Source organism: Pseudoalteromonas luteoviolacea NCIMB 1944 (assembly GCF_001625565.1).
GTDB lineage: Bacteria > Pseudomonadota > Gammaproteobacteria > Enterobacterales > Alteromonadaceae > Pseudoalteromonas > Pseudoalteromonas luteoviolacea_F.
The window spans coordinates 68470-84300 of record NZ_AUXS01000002.1 but is presented as its reverse complement, the minus strand read 5'-3'; the positions used below and the strand labels follow the sequence as shown (position 1 = coordinate 84300).

Genomic DNA, 15831 nt, shown 5'->3' with positions numbered 1-15831 from the left:
TCTTATTTTGACCCCGTACTGTGTACGTTTGAGAGCAGCAAAACTTTCCAATTATTGTATATGTCATGGTATAGTGCTGCTCTAAGATAAGCAAGAATTTATAGGGTTATAATGCTAAGTGCAGTATACAAAAGTAGTAAAAAAGCCGACACCTACCTTTTTATTGAAAAAAGAGACGATTTCAGCAAAGTTCCAGAGCCTTTAATGACCACTTTTGGCACCCCATTATTTGTAATGTTAGTTGATCTTGCTAAAAGAGAAAAACTTGGTGTTGCAGATTTGAGCCTTGTTAAGGAACAATTAACTGAACAAGGGTTTTACTTACAAATTCCACCACCTGAAGAAAACCTTCTAGACGAATTTAAAAAACGAAATGGAGCAAAGAGTGACTAAGACTTTCAAAGTAATACTTACATCTCTGTGTTTTTCGGCTTCTGTGAGTGCAACCACAGAAGCTGATTTTGATAAATACGTACAAAAACTAAAATCAGAAGCCATTGCAAAAGGTTATGAACAATCTTTAGTAGAATCAGCGTTTGCAACAGCTAAATTCAAAAAGAAAGTAATTAAAGCTGACAAAACCCAACCAGAAATTGTCGAGACACTTGAAACATATTTGCCAAAACGCGTTCCTGATTGGAAAATCAAACGTGCAAGAAAGCTGTACAAAGAAAACAAACAACTCCTAGATCAAATTGAAAGAGATTTTGGTGTGCAAGGGCGCTTTATTATCGCTCTTTGGGGCCTTGAAAGTAGTTTTGGGCGAGTTCAAGGCGGATATCCAGTTATAAGTTCACTTGTCACCCTCGCATTTGACGGTAGGCGTGAAGCTCTATATAAACGCCAACTTTGGGCCGCGCTAGACATTTTACGCGATGGTCACATTGGCTTAGATAAGTTTAAAGGTTCATGGGCAGGGGCAATGGGTCAAACCCAATTTATGCCAACCTCATTCAACTCCTACGCTGTTGACTACAACAAAGATGGCCGCAAGGACATTTGGACAACTAAAGAAGATGCCTTTGCCTCTATTGCAAATTACCTAAAGAGTGTTGGATGGAATAATAATTTGACTTGGGGCCGTCAAGTCAAGTTACCTGAAGGGTTTTCTGAAAACTATGTGCTACAACGTGGCACCCGAAATCACAGCCAATGGCTAGAGTTTTTCAAGAACTCTGAACGCTCTTTATCCGATTGGCAATCACTTGGGATCAGACGCACAGATGGTACAGACTTACCCAACGTGAATATTAGTGCAGCTCTTGTTATGCCCGATGATATAAATGGCAGAATGTATTTAGCCTATGACAATTACAAAGCATTAATGAATTGGAACAGAAGCTACTACTTCGTAACAAGCGTTGGATACCTCTCCGATAGAATTGGCTATCCAAAGATTTAAATTTATTCGAAAAAAAGCAGCTTTAAAAGCTGCTTTTTAGTTGGGCTGATATAGCGACATTAATAATAAGAAAGTGCCTCTGTTTTTCCCCAAAACACCCTGTAAGAAAAAATTGTGTAGCCGATGATTGCTGGAACCACAAGCACCACACCATACATCATGAATGTCAAAGCAGAAGCGTCCGCTAACGATTCATAAATTGTCAATTGATTTGGAACCACGTAGGGGTAAAAACTATATAACAGGCCAAAAAAGCACAGCAGAAATATTAAAGTTGTGATCGCGAATGGTTTCCAACTGCTGCCAATCGATTGTTGCATTTTGTAGTTTGCCAACAACCTATCTTGATAGATAAATAGCGCAATACAAGCAAAAGGTACTGGCAATAGTAACGTCGATAGCTCATCGCCAAACCATTTATCTGCAACAAAGTCATTGATAAGGGGATTTATAATTGAAACAGCTACCACCCCTAGTAACGCAACCAAATTGAATTTTCTACACCATGCAACCGCTTTTGCTTGCAAACTATCTGTGGTTTTCATTACTAGCCACGCAGAGCCAATTAAACCATATGCCGAGACAACACCAATACCACTAAGTATTGCAAACGCATAGCTTTCGAGGCTTGAATCAAAAGACATCACGTATAACCCAAGCATAAACCCTTGCGAAAATGCCGTTATGACGCTCCCTAGCTTAAAACTAATGTCCCATGCATCCTGATACTTTGTTTTTGCTTTTGCCCTAAAGTCAAAAGCAACGCCTCTTAAGATCAAACCTAGCAGCATAAGTGCAACCGGTAGATACAGTGCTTGCAAAATAACTGAGTGAGCCAACGGGAAGGCAATTAATGCCAAGCCTACAGCTAAAACTAACCATGTTTCATTTGCATCCCAAAAAGGGCCAATTGATGCAATCATGGTGTCTGCTTGTTCTTTGTTATCTGGCGGTAGCAAAATACCAACTCCGAGGTCGTAACCGTCGAGTATTGCATACACCAAAATCGCCAATGCCATTAAGGCACCATAAAACTGCGCCAAAAACTCTGTACTAAGCATGTTGCTCTCCTCGCATTGGTGGATTAAGCTCGTATTCCTCGACCTCAACGGACTTATCGGCAGTATAAAATAAGGTCTTGATGTAGGCTGCGAGTAATAGTGCATAAATACAAATATAACCAATAAGGGTATATAACACATGCTCTGACGGAACTTGTGTCACCAACTCTTCTATTTTTACTAAACCTTGGACCATATATGGCTGTCGGCCTATTTCGGTAACATACCAACCTGCGAGTGTTGCAATCCAACCAGAAAACGTCATTACAACTAATGCTTTTAGTTGCCAACGAGGCAGTTCTCCGGTTTTAAACAAGGTAAATCTGGCTACAACTGAAATCAAGATCATTAGCAGACCTAGCCCAACCATGACTCTAAAACCATAAAAAACGGGCTTAACGGGCGGGTGCTCGCCTTTGAACTCATTCAAGCCTTTAATTTCGCCATCCAATTCATGAGTCAGTATTAAACTTGCGAGGTTTGGAATAGCAAGTTCGAAGTGATTTGCTCGAGCCTCTTCATCGGGAATTGCGAACAATAGAAGTGGAGCGCCTTTTTCGGTCTCCCAAACACCTTCCATTGCGGCGACTTTTTGAGGCTGGTGTTCAAATGTGTTTAATCCGTGAAGATCTCCTACAAACGCCTGTAACGGAGTTAAAATAACAGCGACCGTTAGAGCAACTTTTAAGGTTAACTTTGGTGCATGTTTATGGTCATCTTTCAGTAGACGATAAGCGCTTATTCCAGCAACCAAAAACGACGCTGTGATCCCGGACGCAAGTAACATATGGGATAAACGGTAACCAAAAGACGGATTAAAAATGATGGCAAACCAATCTTTTGGGTAAAATACACCATCAATAATTTCATAACCAACTGGTGTTTGCATCCAGCTGTTTAAAGAGAGAATCCAAAATGCAGATATTGAAGTGCCAATAGCAACTACAATAGTTGAAAACGTATGAACAGCAGGGCTGACACGCTTCATACCAAATAGCATAACTCCCAGAAATGTCGCTTCCATAAAGAAAGCAGTCAGAACTTCATATCCCAACAAGGGGCCAGCAATATTGCCTATTCGTTCCATAAAACCAGGCCAGTTAGTGCCAAATTGGAACGACATGGTGATACCACTTACCACACCAAGTGCAAAGGTTAGCGCGAATATTTTCACCCAAAACCGATAAGCCCGGAGCCAAACGGGCTGGTTTGTTTGAACATATCTGACTTTAAAAAAAACCAAAAACCAAGCAAGCGCTATGGATATGGTCGGGAAAAGTATATGGAAGCTTATATTTGTCGCGAACTGAATTCGCGACAGCAATAAGGTATCAAGCATGACACACCTCTGTTATTTACGACTTTTTCAATAACTTGTCCTTGAGGTCGATCACCTTACTTACCGATGAACCAAGTTTCATCAATGATTGCAATTGTTCAGGTGTCAACCTCTGCAATTCCGCCGACCATTTTGTTACTGTTTCTAACAGGTCATGGATGGATTGCATTTGCTCCTGAGCGTACTTTTCCTCTGGCGTATTAGCTGTATCAAGTATTTGGTCGCGTAATAACGTCAGAGTAGGGTCTATTTCTCGCTTACGTCGTTCTTCGAACACTTTGTTAGCAAGGTCCCATATTGTACCGTTCGGCGCATAATATTCTTTTCTATCGCCGGGGATATGTTGAACTTTTACTAGCTGCCATGATTGCAACTCTTTGATCCCCATACTGACATTGCCTCGGGAAATCTTTAAGGCTTCTGCGATTTGATTCGCAGTTAGCGGGTGCTCATTGATAACGAGTAACCCCACCATTTGCCCAATGGTTCTGTTAAATCCCCAACGACTGCCCATTTCACCGCAATGGAGCACGAAGTTTTCGATTTTTGGTGATAAATTCATAATTCTAAACGTTCAGTAATTATTGAAAGTTAAATATACAGAGGTAATTGACTCAGATCAACTGAAGTTTCATTTTTTTCTGAAACTTCACAAATAGTTTATGCAATAAACTTGGATAATCGAGTTAGTACCTAAAGCCAGACTGTAATCTAGTCGCTTTTCACGTATTTGTATATTGCCTGATGAAAATCTTTTAAAAGTTTCGATAAATAATGAAACTTCGGCACTTGATTTGCGCATTTAGTAGCCAATTTGTTATAGCCTCCAAATGGTTACCCTTTGACATTGCTCTACGACGGCGATGAATGCACTATGCAGTTTGAAAATAAAAAGGCTTGATCATATGAAAAAGCCTTTGGTAGTTGAGATGTAAAGGTAGGTTTAAGACTGATGTTTTCCAACTTCCCAGTTGTTTTGTTTTAATAAAGTCTCGCCAGCATCAATTGCTCCTGACTCTAATGTAGTACCCATAGAGTCGTTCCAACGATTAAGGTAGCCAAATAGAGATATCACACCAAGTAGCTCGACAATTTCGCCATCGTCCCAGTATTTTCTCAGTTCTGTTTGAATAGGTTCATCAACAGCGTTAGGTACACTTGAGGCCGCCAGTGCAAACTCAAATGCTGCCTTTTCACCATCTGTAAATACGTCTGACTCTCTAAATTGCCAAATTTGAGCCAATCTAGAGTCTGTTCCGCCATATCGCTGTGCAGCCAAAATTGTATGCGCTTCACAATAGCGGCAACCCGTATTTGCACTTGTAATATAACCAACTAGCCTTTTAAGCTCAGATGTCACGCGCCCATGGTTTTCCATGACTGCTTTATTTAAGTTAATGAATGCGCGTGCAATTGCAGGTCGAATTTGCATCGTGAGTACACTATTAGGGCAAAAGCCTAGTGTTTCATTAAAGAATTTCGCAAGTTCAGTTACTTCCTGATCGTGGTCTTGAGATAAAGGGGTAACTAAAGGCATAATCAGCTCCTGTTAAATTTATTTTTTGTTGCATATGCAACATAACATACTCCTGGAGAAACTAGTTGTCTAGTGATATTTCATATAAAAATGCATTAAAAAACAGATTGGAAAGCTTCGCGCAAGGCGACAATAGACAAATACTGTCTCTAGAAAACCATATCCCGTTTCAAGTTGCTGTCGTCAGTAACCTACTTTCTATATCCAGAGATCCGATAATTCGTAGTCTGACAGATTTGGATACGAGGGAACTGCGCATACTGGTTAATATCGGCTCATATAGTCCAATAACCGCATCAGACATCGCATACCAAACGAGGTTGGATCCTTATTCAACAACACGGGCTATCGCAGCGCTGATTAAAAAGGGGCTGGCTCAATATGTACAAGGGCAAGAGCAAACCCGCAGTAAACCTGTCGAGCTTTCAGAAGAAGGGCAGTCCATATACGCAAAGGTCACAGATCATCTACAAAACCGAGAAGAAAAATTGCTCGAAACGTTAACGTCTGATGAGCAAAGTACGCTAAGACAACTGCTACAGAAGTTGGAGATTAATGCCGAAGCAGTGCTCGCTAAAGAGGTACAACATTGCGAATCTCTCGGTGGTTCAGTAACTCGTGACCACAAAGAAATTGTACGATGGCACAGTCGCACAACCAAAAAAGATACGTAACAACATAAATCTGTTTCGGTAACATACTTTTTGCACATTTGATGAACAAGCTAGTTATTACATCATCAAGGGGCTAAAATATGAAACATAAAAACCGAATAAGCCTGGGTGCGTTAATATTTTTAAGCGTATCCAGTGTTCATTTGCAAGCAAAACCCAGCAACGAACCTCATAGACCGAAAAAAGGACATGGGAAGCCGTTTGTTCAAATTCAGACGGCGGTTGATATTCAACTACAGGAGATAGTAGCTGACCAAAACCTAAGCTCGACAATTCCTGATCTATCTGCGCTGCCGCATATATCAGAGCCATTGCCGCAACTCGGTATGAAGCTTTTCTTCAGCAAGGCGCTCGGTGCTGAGAAGACTGTGGCATGCGCCAGTTGTCACCACCCGAGACTCGGTGGAGCTGATGGACTGTCGTTACCGATTGGTACCAACGCCATCAATCCAGATATCATCGGCCCACTTAGATTAACCTCAGATACGATCAATATTCCGAGAAACTCGCCGACTATTTTCAATGTTGGACTCGCTAATTCGAGTTTATTTTGGGATGGGCGAGTGCAACGTATAACCACGACGGATACCTCTGGAAACGAGGTTTCAGGAATAACAACACCAGACTCCGGTTTTGGTAATATTGACGAGCGAGTAGGTAATGACCTTGTCGGAGCTCTATCACGCTTTCCTGTGACATCCAGAGAGGAGATGCGCGGTCAGGCATTTCCAAATGCACTAGATAATCAATCAGTTAGAGAACACCTCGCCCAACGTATAGGTAACTATGGCGAACAGGCAAACGATCTCGACAAGAATGAATGGATCAGAGAGTTCAAAAAGGCATTTAATAGTAATGACACTTCGCAGTCTTTAATTACATTCGACAGCATTGCGTTGGCACTTGGACAATATCAAGCATCTATAAACCTAGTTAATTCCCCATGGCATGACTATTTGCGCGGCAACCAAAATGCGATGACCCAAGCGCAAAAACGCGGCGCATCACTATTTTTTACGCAAATCAGTGATGGAGGTGCAGGGTGCGTAAATTGCCATGGTGGCACTCGATTTACCAATGATGGCTTTTTTAACCTCGCATTTCCGCAGTATGGTATTGGTTTAAACGAGCACAATTCAGATCAAGGGCGGTTCTTAATTGATTCTGAGCAGAGGAATATGTTTGCGTTTAGAGTACCAGGCTTGCTAAATGTCGAGTTAACAGCCCCGTATGGACATTCAGGCGCTTACGAAACTCTCGAAGAAGTTGTTGCACATTATGTAGATCCACAAAATGCAATTAATGACTTTTTTGAAAAAGGTGGTGCTTGTAGCCTGCGACAATTCACTCAGGACCAACATTGCCAGTCACTCAATGAAAATGCGCTGGAAAATAGCCAAACCGCATTAAATCTATTGCAATTGTCGCCATTTGTAGCTCCACCATTGAACACGGGACAACAAGCTGATCTCGTTGCATTTTTAAAAGCACTCACCGATAAGTGCGCTAAAGACCCGCGTTGTATCAGAAAGTTTGAGCCAAGCCCAAGAACACCTGATCCAGATAATCTAAGGCTCAAGGTCCAAAACATACTATTAGGACGTACATAAAAAAGGTGGCAACGCCACCTTTTTTATTACTTGGTAATTTTATATTTCAAAGTTACATTGTGATAGGGCAAGAAGCCTCTGAGGCCAATATGCCAAGTTCCCACTTGCGCATTTTGTATTTGACAGGATTCGTTACTTCCCCATAAATATGGACGGCAATCAAACTTATAAAATTTCGGTTTTTGGCCATGTCTTAAATATAGGTCTGCCTCTCCATTACCCTCAATGCTGACTTCTAAATTACTATATCCTTCAGGCACTTCAACAACAGTTCGCTGCCACCAAAACCAGCCGTAAATATTGTCGATTTTGCCTTCTATTACCGGATAAGGATCTTGTGTATTTACCTCGATTACAATCGGGTCGTGATCAGATGAACGATAAGCATGGTCGGCGTATAGCGATTGTTGATGTTTGTCTGACTTGTATTCTACGTTGTAGTCTAATGCAACAGGCTCGTCTGCATTAATGTGCCAATCTGAGATAGCCACAACTTTTGCAGTCATAGAATCACTTGCAAACGCATGATCTAGGCTGCCTAAGCGCCCTTTAAATACGTAAGAGTAGCTCTTCACGTCCCCGTTTAAAATATCCCTTAGATTTGAGTAACCATTTGCACTCATCTGTCTGATTGGGTCTTCCATATTGTAAGCATTAAAGTCCCCCAATATCACAGTGTCATCGTCTTGAATGGTAGTTGGTGTACCAGCTAACCAAGCATGTAACTCGTTGACAGCATTTACACGTGCTTGGTTCCAACAGCCTTGTCCATCGTTCTGATCCTGATCTAGACCTTCTGCTCGACTACAACTGCCTTTAGAGCGCAGGTGAGCAACTACCACGTTAAATACATCGGTGGTAGATAAGTCCTCGAAGCTCTGCATCACTGGTGGACGATTACCGTAATCAAAAGGAACAGCATCTGTGAAAGCGGGCACACCGACTTCTTTTACTTTATTACTGCGATAGATTATCCCTGACATTATTGCATCAGTACCTACAGAATCAGCACCAAAGTTAACGTAGCCATAGGTATTTTGTGGGTCTGCTTCGCTTAATGAGCTCGCCAACTCAGCGATCGCGCTGTTTTCACTAAAACCATCGTTTTCAACTTCTAACAGCCCGATGACATCTGCATCTAATGTCACCAATGCAGTCATAAGCTTGGCTTTTTGGCGTTGCAACTCTTCGAAGGAGTCTGCACCACGTGATGTTGGGAAGCCGCCGCCTAGGCCATCACCATTGAAAAAGTTCAGCACATTCATACTCGCAATTCTTAAGTTACCTTTTTGTGTTACTTGAGGAGAATCGGTACGAGGATTTTCTTGGATGAAGTTTGGCGCTGTGATTGGATGAATTCGATATTGAGAAAAACCATATCCAATTACACCTTCAACGCCGCTAACCTTATCACCCAGTCTAATCGTATTGTATGCATCCAGCTCAGGGGTCGGGTAAGGTATAACTTCCGGGTTTTGCGCTGTCGAGCCATCATCCAAAGTAATTTCTTTGCTCACATTCAGGCGCTCGATAGCATTGGCCGCTTCCCCAGGCAGTGCCACTTGAGTACCTTGATACAAACGCTCAGAGCCAAGCTTTAATTCTCCGTAGCGCTTTAAGCCGTAGGTGTCATTTACAAACAGATCGTTGGTTATGTTCACGAGCATACCTTCATACGCTTCCAAACCTGACTCTACTGGCAAGCTAATGTCTACACTCACCACCGAATCTGTACCACAAGATATCGCGCTACTCACATTTGAAATTTGAGTTTGTCCGTATGACTCTCTGACACTACCGAATAATTTAATGACTTGCCCTTCTACAATTGACGCATCTTGATATGAAACAAATATCCCTTCAGAAGTCAGGGGGTTGTTATCCTGCTCAAAAGCTTCTTCTTGGATGAAAAACCCTTTTAATTGCCCATCTTCGACAAAAGACGCTGTTACTACCCCTTGAATTTCAACTTGTTGACCAACTAAAGGGCTTTCAAAAGATTCGCCTTGAACTGCGTGAATTAAAACATTGTTTTCATTACAAACGAGTGCTGGTGGCTCAGTTGGATCTGTGGCGTTGTGAAGGCCAATATTTGAAAAGTCGTCTTTTGCTAGCGCTTCCCACTCTGTAGATGGTAAAAAAACATCATCTACAACCGAATCCCCAGTTACAACAGTGCTAATGCGTACCAGTGACTTATCTTTTGTGGAAACGCCTTGCTCAGTCCAAGCAGATCCGGGGTCGAAGCCTACTTGTCCGATACTATCTACTGCGCCATTACTATTTGACAATACAACGGCATCATCACCGTTATACCAACTGCCGTCTTTTTGCTGTTGCGCCTTGAGTCTAAGCTCTTCTGTCGCTCTAGCATGCACTACGACGTGTGTAGCTTTTGGTAACAATGTGCCTTCAAGCGCAATGCTGGTTCCCGCTGTAGACTTACCGTTAAAATAAAACTCAAGGCGATAGCTACTCAAATCAACTTCTGAATCACCGCTGTTGTAGAGTTCGATTGCTTTGTTATAACTGCTTCCTTCGACATATTCAGAAATCATGATCTCAGCATAAGCGGGTGCCATTAAACACGCGACTGCCGAAGCTAGTAGAGATTTTTTGAACATAGTTATTTCCATTTACTTTGGTTTTTAATGAATTATTTAGTAATAAGGGATGTAACTCTATATGAAAAATATTTCAATTGTAATATTTTTGTGTCTTTTTTATTGAATTTTAATTTATTTTTGAACATCGAAAAGTGTTGGATTTTCACAGCTCTAACTATTTAGTTTTAGTCTAATAAATTTAAATCAACCGCAAGACCCCATTATAGGTCCATCAAATGAAGTATCTCATTCTTATGACCGTGGGTACAGAAACAATATTCAAGCGCGTTTCAAATGAACAAAATAATTATTGATATCTTATAACAATATGAACTCCATTTTACGTGGTGTTTTTTTGACCACCAGCGCAAAACTAAGTTACTGTCTAAAAGTCAATTAAATTGACTAACTCTGAAATAGCGAGATTGTCTTGAGAGGCTCAGCGTATTTAATTTCAACGCTTAGAAGGCAGTAATGACAAAGGCTCTTTCAGTAACAATTAGTTACTCTCAGCTAATTAGATCACAACATGTAAAGAAATTTCTAAAAAGGAAGATTTAATGGAAACGAAAAATCTGATGAAACTCGCCTTACTATCACTACCAATGATGATCGCGGCGCCGGCAAATGCGCACAAGGAACAGGGCATTATTGACACAAATACTCAACAAGAATTAGTGGCCAACATCACTCTCAATCTTGATTGCCAAGCCCACCCAGAAGCACTGCAAAGAGCTGTTTCATTCAATTACCTCGCGCAAACAGTGAAATTCGTGGTTTCAGGAGAATGCGCAGGTCCAATTGAAATTAAGAATAGTCGATTCGAAATTATCAATGACGCTGGAAGAACAGGCTCAATACGAGTTAAGCAAGATCAGGAGCACGTACAACAGAGTGCGGTGTTGGTTCAGTCTGGTTCGGTTGTACTTTCGAACATCAATATCGATGTACCAAATGATATGCCTGCGGTTGAACTTAAAGCCAACAGTGTTGGGCAACTGAAACACGTTACCACTAATGCCAAATCAGCAAGCGAAGACTCATTCCAACAATTTTTGGTCACTGACAATAGTACAGCGTATTTTGAAAGTTTCTCAGGAAATTCCGTTGGTGTTTACGGCAGCTCATACGCCGAGTTTACAAAAGCGACAGACCAAATCGAGCTTAAAGTTTTCGACACGTCTTCAGCAAAATCGAACGATAAAAATCACTTTAGTTCAGTTCAGGTCGCAGGAAATGGATATTTCTTAGCTGACAATCAAAGTAATATAAATTTACTTATGGTTTGGAGCAAAGGTGCTGCGGAAATCAACAACAAAAGTAGAGTAGGCGAAATCATGATGGGAGGGCAAACCCACTTTGCAGCTTACAAAGAGTCGACCATTGCTGGGCCTTACGGAATATGGGGAAATGTTGTATTTGAACTTGAACACTCAACAGCATATAACTGGAAGGCTGTAGACAAACCCTATTCAATTATCATTGGTAACAATGCGAATGTGAACGGCAAGTTCTACCCAGGATGGAGCTGGACAGGTCAGGCAAAATAGTTATGCCTGCCTAGAAAGAGAAGGCTAACTTCTCTTTCTTATTATAAATCAGGCGCCATAACTTTAACTTATGTAATCTATATAGACACAAAGTTTCGCAGTGTCATTGTCAAATAGAGGAGAAGAGCAAACAACCGCATTGTGTTCTTGATCTAGCCAATTTTTACCTTTTACCAACGCAATATCGCCATCACATAATGTATTTACATTGCACTCTTTTGGCTCTTTAACTGCTGGCGTGAATTGACCTTTTTCAAGAGGGTAGTATTCGACGAAGCCATGCTCCAACCATCTTTCTCCACTCCCTCCTAACGTGGAGAGCATTCTCACGATGCCGTTTTGAGAATGAAAAGCCGGACTCATTGCATAAGTGCAAGGGAGGATCCTCAAACCAATTTCTTTTGGCTCAAGTAAGGCATCAAACATGCGGAGCATTAATTCAATATGTTCAATCAATAAATCACCGTGCGCTGTATCAACAAACAGGTTTTTAACTTGCTCTGACAGTTCTTCACTAATTTCACCTTGATACTGAAAAGGGTGATCTGGCGATTTTTTAACATAATGAACCGCTGCACGGCTTTTAGCCCAAGTAGAGGGTGTGCAATAACAAGCTAAGGCGGTGTTTGGATCATAAATCTCTGAAAGGACGCTAGCAGACTCATCAATAAGATATTTTGTGCTTTGTGTTTGAGCACAAACTTCAGAATTAACGCTCATAAATCTCTATTGTTATGTGATAATGTATCAACATTACCACTTTCGACGACTGAATTGAAGTGATTGCAGCAATTTATTGCGAATACGAATTGATATCAATCAACAATCATACTTCAAAGGGGGGCCGCAGTCAGGACCCCACGACAAATTCAATAGGCTAAACCAACACCAAGAACCATCAGTCAATCTTAAAGTTATCCATGGTTCTTTGTAAGGTATCACTGTTCAACTTCATATCTTCAAAAAGTTTTTTCAAGGCTATCGACGTCTCTAATTCGTCAGTTGCAGCATCAAGCACAGCTGATGTGTTAGTCGATATATCCTGTGCCACGGTAGATTGCTGTTGAGCCGCCGTCGCAACAGATGTTGTCAACTGTTCAACGTGATTACTGTGTTCGCTCACTTGCATGGAGACGAGTCGAGTTTCTTCTATTTCACTCATAATTTCGCTGGCTAGTTGAGTGTTTTCTTTTATTGCATTGACAACGCTCTGGCTAATTTCATTTAAGTTACTCAACAGTGATGAAATCTGTTCTGATGATTCTTTACTGTTGTTTGCAAGTCCACGTACTTCGTCTGCTACAACTGCGAATCCGCGGCCATGTTCACCGGCCCTAGCGGCTTCAATGGCGGCATTTAAAGCGAGTAAATTTGTTTGATCTGCAACACTGCGAATAGAGTCCAATATCGTGTTTATTTCTGACACTTGCTTTTCCATATTTGCTGCCATTTCGTTGACCGTATCCATGTGATCAGACAGGCTGTTCATTGCATCTAAATTTCTTTGGTTGTCTTCTAACAGTTTTTGAGATTCGTTGTTAAGCTGATCGCTGGCAGCCAAAGTGTCTGAAGCTGAGCGAGCTATTTCTTCACTGGTTGCCGCCATTTCTTCTATTGCCGTTGCTATGCTAGATGCCATACTTTGAGTGCGCTGCGCTTCTTCGTTGACATGACTTGCCGCCTTGTCCATTTCGACACCTAACTCTGTACCAACTTTTATAGACTTGGATAAACCAACAAGTAAGTCTTTAAAAGCATAAACGGTATTGTGAATAGACTCAGATATTTGACCCAATTCATCACTGGTTTTCAGTCGTACATCCAAAGTCAAATCACCTTCTTTAGCAACTTTTTCCAAAATACCCGTTAAGTGATTTAACTCATGTTTTAAAGATGACACTAAGTGCATGTTGATCACAGCAATTATGCTCATGGCTAAAATAAAAGCTATTCCAATAAACATACTTTGGTTAAGCAAATCGCTTTTCACCAAAGAGCTGTGATTTAATGTTTTAACCCACTGACCATCTAAGATTTTTTTAACTGCAACAATCTGATTGGTCGCTTTGGGGAACCATTCATTGCTTGATAAAAGCGTATTAAAATCTGGGTTGTCTTCTGTTAATAGGTAATTTATTACTTTATCTAGCTCCTTCGCCGTTGTATCAGACATCGCTTGATTGTATTTCGCAAGTTGCTCTCCTTCTAATATCGCTTCGAGCTGCTCTTTTAACACGCCAAGTTGTGTTTGATAGTATGTGAGCTCACCTCTGAGCTTTGAGCTAACTTGTTTTTTGGCCAAAACCCCATTTATCTTCCCTCTGATCTGACCTTTGCGCTCTTTACTTTTTGCCAATAAAAATGCAATTGATAGCTTTGATGCTAAATCTCGATTGCTGATGTAGGCTTGCATTCGGATAGCTGTATCAATAGCTACTTGATTCAGATGGCTATAATATTTAAAAGCACTTTTACTATTCAAGTTGTCCACTTCGCGCCTGACAGCGGATTTCCCTTGGAGTTCTCTAAATAAGAATGGCAGCCATTTTTGTACTTTTTCATCTTCTTTGAATTGTCCCGAATATAAATCTCTGACTACTTTCACAGCATTATCAGCCTTTATCCTCTGCGCTGATACGAGTTGTCTTTTGTCTGCTGTCGGACTTCCTAAATAGCCCGCGGACAGCCCGCGTTCCACAGCATGGTGATGTGCGACTTTCTCAATAGCATCTAGAAGCTTAATATATTCTATGTCCTGCAATGTCGAGTTGTAGTCTTGCCAGTATTGCGATGCAATTTTGAATAGTAGGATAAAGATGAAAATAACAAGTGCGAGAGAACTAATAATCGTCAGTTGTAAAATGGATAAGCGTTTTAGCAAATTCATTCAATTTCTCCGAGGCGTATACCTAATTGCCAATCTCAAGCGGATGGCTACAAATCTTTCCTTAAGATAAAAGATAGTCAAAATAACTAGTTCGTCATAAGTTTCTTCACGTAAATAATCACTTGTAGCGAAATATCGACAGAATAGGTTTGTCTCATTGTACCGTAAGTACCGATTATCTAAGTTGCTGTAACAGGGTGTAATAGTAACCATTCTCAAGCGCACTAGGCTTCATTCATCAGCACAGACCAAGCTGAATCTCAGTTTGGAATTAGAGAAGTCTATTTAGAGCTGATCACTGATAGCCACAAAGTACTGTGGCGACACCTTATACGGATATGGAGTTTAAATATGAAAACTTTAGCAAGCATTCTACTAGGCGCATTGACTACAGTGTCATTTTCTACACTAAGCGCACCAGAGTCTTATGGCATTTTGTTTTTGGATAGAAGCGGTTCTATGATGACATTGCGACCAGACAAACAATCTCGATGTGCCTACTCAAAACAACAAGCCATTAGTAAAGCAACTAAGTTCTTTTTAGATAGCTCGATAAATGGCCAAAAGTTGAATGTTAAAACCTTTAGTAGTGGCGGCCAAATCCAATCCATTACCAATGGGTTTGTAGACTTCACAGGTGCGTTTATGGCTCTACAACAGCTTGATGGAGAGGGATGTCGCGGCGCTACTGCACTTGCAGAAGCCATGTGTGATGGTGCCGATGAATTACGCACCAACTTTTCAGTAGAAGCCAGTAGAGGTGCATTACTTCGCGTCTATGGTTCAAGTGATGGCGACGAAAACGCAAGTCCTGTCACACATTGCGGAGGTGCCAATTGGCAAGCCAATGTGACTGCTAAGTACTTAATGGAACTGCCACAAGTGCAATTTAACGCGACCATATACACAGGCACAGTACAGAGCATAGCAATGTCAGACAAACTAAATGCAGCCATTGCAAACGACCTACCTGCTTATGCTATGTCGCCTAATACTTATACTACAAATGTACCCACTTTTGATTTTCTCAAACAGTTGGCAGCACAAACAGGCGGGACAGTAGAAGAAGTCAGTGATAGTGATGGTGGCGATCCAGGTGAATGGTAAACAGCTTCATTATTGCAATTTCTGTTTCTAACTAACGCTTTTCTCAACTTTTTCTAGG

13 protein-coding genes are annotated in these 15831 nt (G+C 41.1%); 6 read left to right on the top strand and 7 right to left on the bottom strand.

What is annotated here, in order from left to right; translation table 11 throughout:
- Positions 1-111 precede the first annotated feature (111 nt).
- Together N483_RS00320 and N483_RS00315 are read left to right on the top strand one after the other, a co-directional pair.
- Positions 112-393, top strand: a complete 282-nt coding sequence (locus tag N483_RS00320) for a YcgL domain-containing protein (protein ID WP_023399185.1) — start codon at positions 112-114, stop codon at positions 391-393.
- Positions 374-1402, top strand: coding sequence for a lytic murein transglycosylase (locus tag N483_RS00315; RefSeq protein ID WP_036976022.1), 1029 nt, complete (start codon positions 374-376; stop codon positions 1400-1402). The genes N483_RS00320 and N483_RS00315 overlap by 20 nt, the downstream gene beginning before the upstream one ends.
- Before the next feature lie 59 nt (positions 1403-1461).
- Here the strand turns inward: N483_RS00315 and N483_RS00310 are convergent, their stop codons facing one another.
- The 4 genes from N483_RS00310 to N483_RS00295 all read right to left on the bottom strand — a co-directional run bounded on the left by N483_RS00310 (position 1462) and on the right by N483_RS00295 (position 5339).
- On the bottom strand, positions 1462-2463 hold the full coding sequence (locus N483_RS00310) for a cytochrome d ubiquinol oxidase subunit II (protein ID WP_023399183.1): 1002 nt from the start codon (positions 2461-2463) through the stop codon (positions 1462-1464).
- Positions 2456-3802: a cytochrome ubiquinol oxidase subunit I gene (locus N483_RS00305; protein ID WP_063383298.1), complete on the bottom strand. Its 1347-nt coding sequence runs from the start codon at positions 3800-3802 to the stop codon at positions 2456-2458. The genes N483_RS00310 and N483_RS00305 overlap by 8 nt, the downstream gene beginning before the upstream one ends.
- A gap of 16 nt (positions 3803-3818) precedes the next feature.
- Positions 3819-4364, bottom strand: a complete 546-nt coding sequence (locus N483_RS00300) for a GbsR/MarR family transcriptional regulator (protein ID WP_023399180.1) — start codon at positions 4362-4364, stop codon at positions 3819-3821.
- 381 nt (positions 4365-4745) lie between these two features.
- Positions 4746-5339 carry a carboxymuconolactone decarboxylase family protein gene (locus N483_RS00295; RefSeq protein WP_023399179.1) on the bottom strand — a complete coding sequence of 198 codons (594 nt, stop codon included), beginning with the start codon at positions 5337-5339 and terminating at the stop codon, positions 4746-4748.
- A gap of 65 nt (positions 5340-5404) precedes the next feature.
- On the opposite strand from N483_RS00295, the gene N483_RS00290 reads away from it, so the two are divergent.
- Together N483_RS00290 and N483_RS00285 are read left to right on the top strand one after the other, a co-directional pair.
- A complete protein-coding gene (locus N483_RS00290; protein WP_023399178.1) occupies positions 5405-6013 on the top strand; it encodes a MarR family winged helix-turn-helix transcriptional regulator in 609 nt (202 codons plus the stop codon).
- Positions 6014-6093: 80 nt separating this feature from the next.
- Positions 6094-7623, top strand: a complete 1530-nt coding sequence (locus N483_RS00285; protein ID WP_023399177.1) for a cytochrome-c peroxidase — start codon at positions 6094-6096, stop codon at positions 7621-7623.
- Between the two features lie 26 nt (positions 7624-7649).
- Here the strand turns inward: N483_RS00285 and N483_RS00280 are convergent, their stop codons facing one another.
- Positions 7650-10247: an ExeM/NucH family extracellular endonuclease gene (locus N483_RS00280; protein ID WP_023399176.1), complete on the bottom strand. Its 2598-nt coding sequence runs from the start codon at positions 10245-10247 to the stop codon at positions 7650-7652.
- Between the two features lie 542 nt (positions 10248-10789).
- Here N483_RS00280 and N483_RS00275 point away from each other — a divergent pair.
- Positions 10790-11779, top strand: a complete 990-nt coding sequence (locus N483_RS00275) for a hypothetical protein (RefSeq protein ID WP_023399175.1) — start codon at positions 10790-10792, stop codon at positions 11777-11779.
- Positions 11780-11842: 63 nt separating this feature from the next.
- On the opposite strand, the gene N483_RS00270 is transcribed toward N483_RS00275, so the two are convergent.
- Positions 11843-12499, bottom strand: coding sequence for a DUF1826 domain-containing protein (locus tag N483_RS00270; protein ID WP_023399174.1), 657 nt, complete (start codon positions 12497-12499; stop codon positions 11843-11845).
- Between the two features lie 178 nt (positions 12500-12677).
- Positions 12678-14666, bottom strand: coding sequence for a methyl-accepting chemotaxis protein (locus N483_RS00265; protein WP_023399173.1), 1989 nt, complete (start codon positions 14664-14666; stop codon positions 12678-12680).
- A 351-nt stretch (positions 14667-15017) separates the two neighbouring features.
- Between N483_RS00265 and N483_RS00260 the strand changes: the two genes are divergently transcribed.
- Positions 15018-15773: a hypothetical protein gene (locus N483_RS00260; protein ID WP_023399172.1), complete on the top strand. Its 756-nt coding sequence runs from the start codon at positions 15018-15020 to the stop codon at positions 15771-15773.
- The last annotated feature ends 58 nt before the right edge of the window (positions 15774-15831 follow it).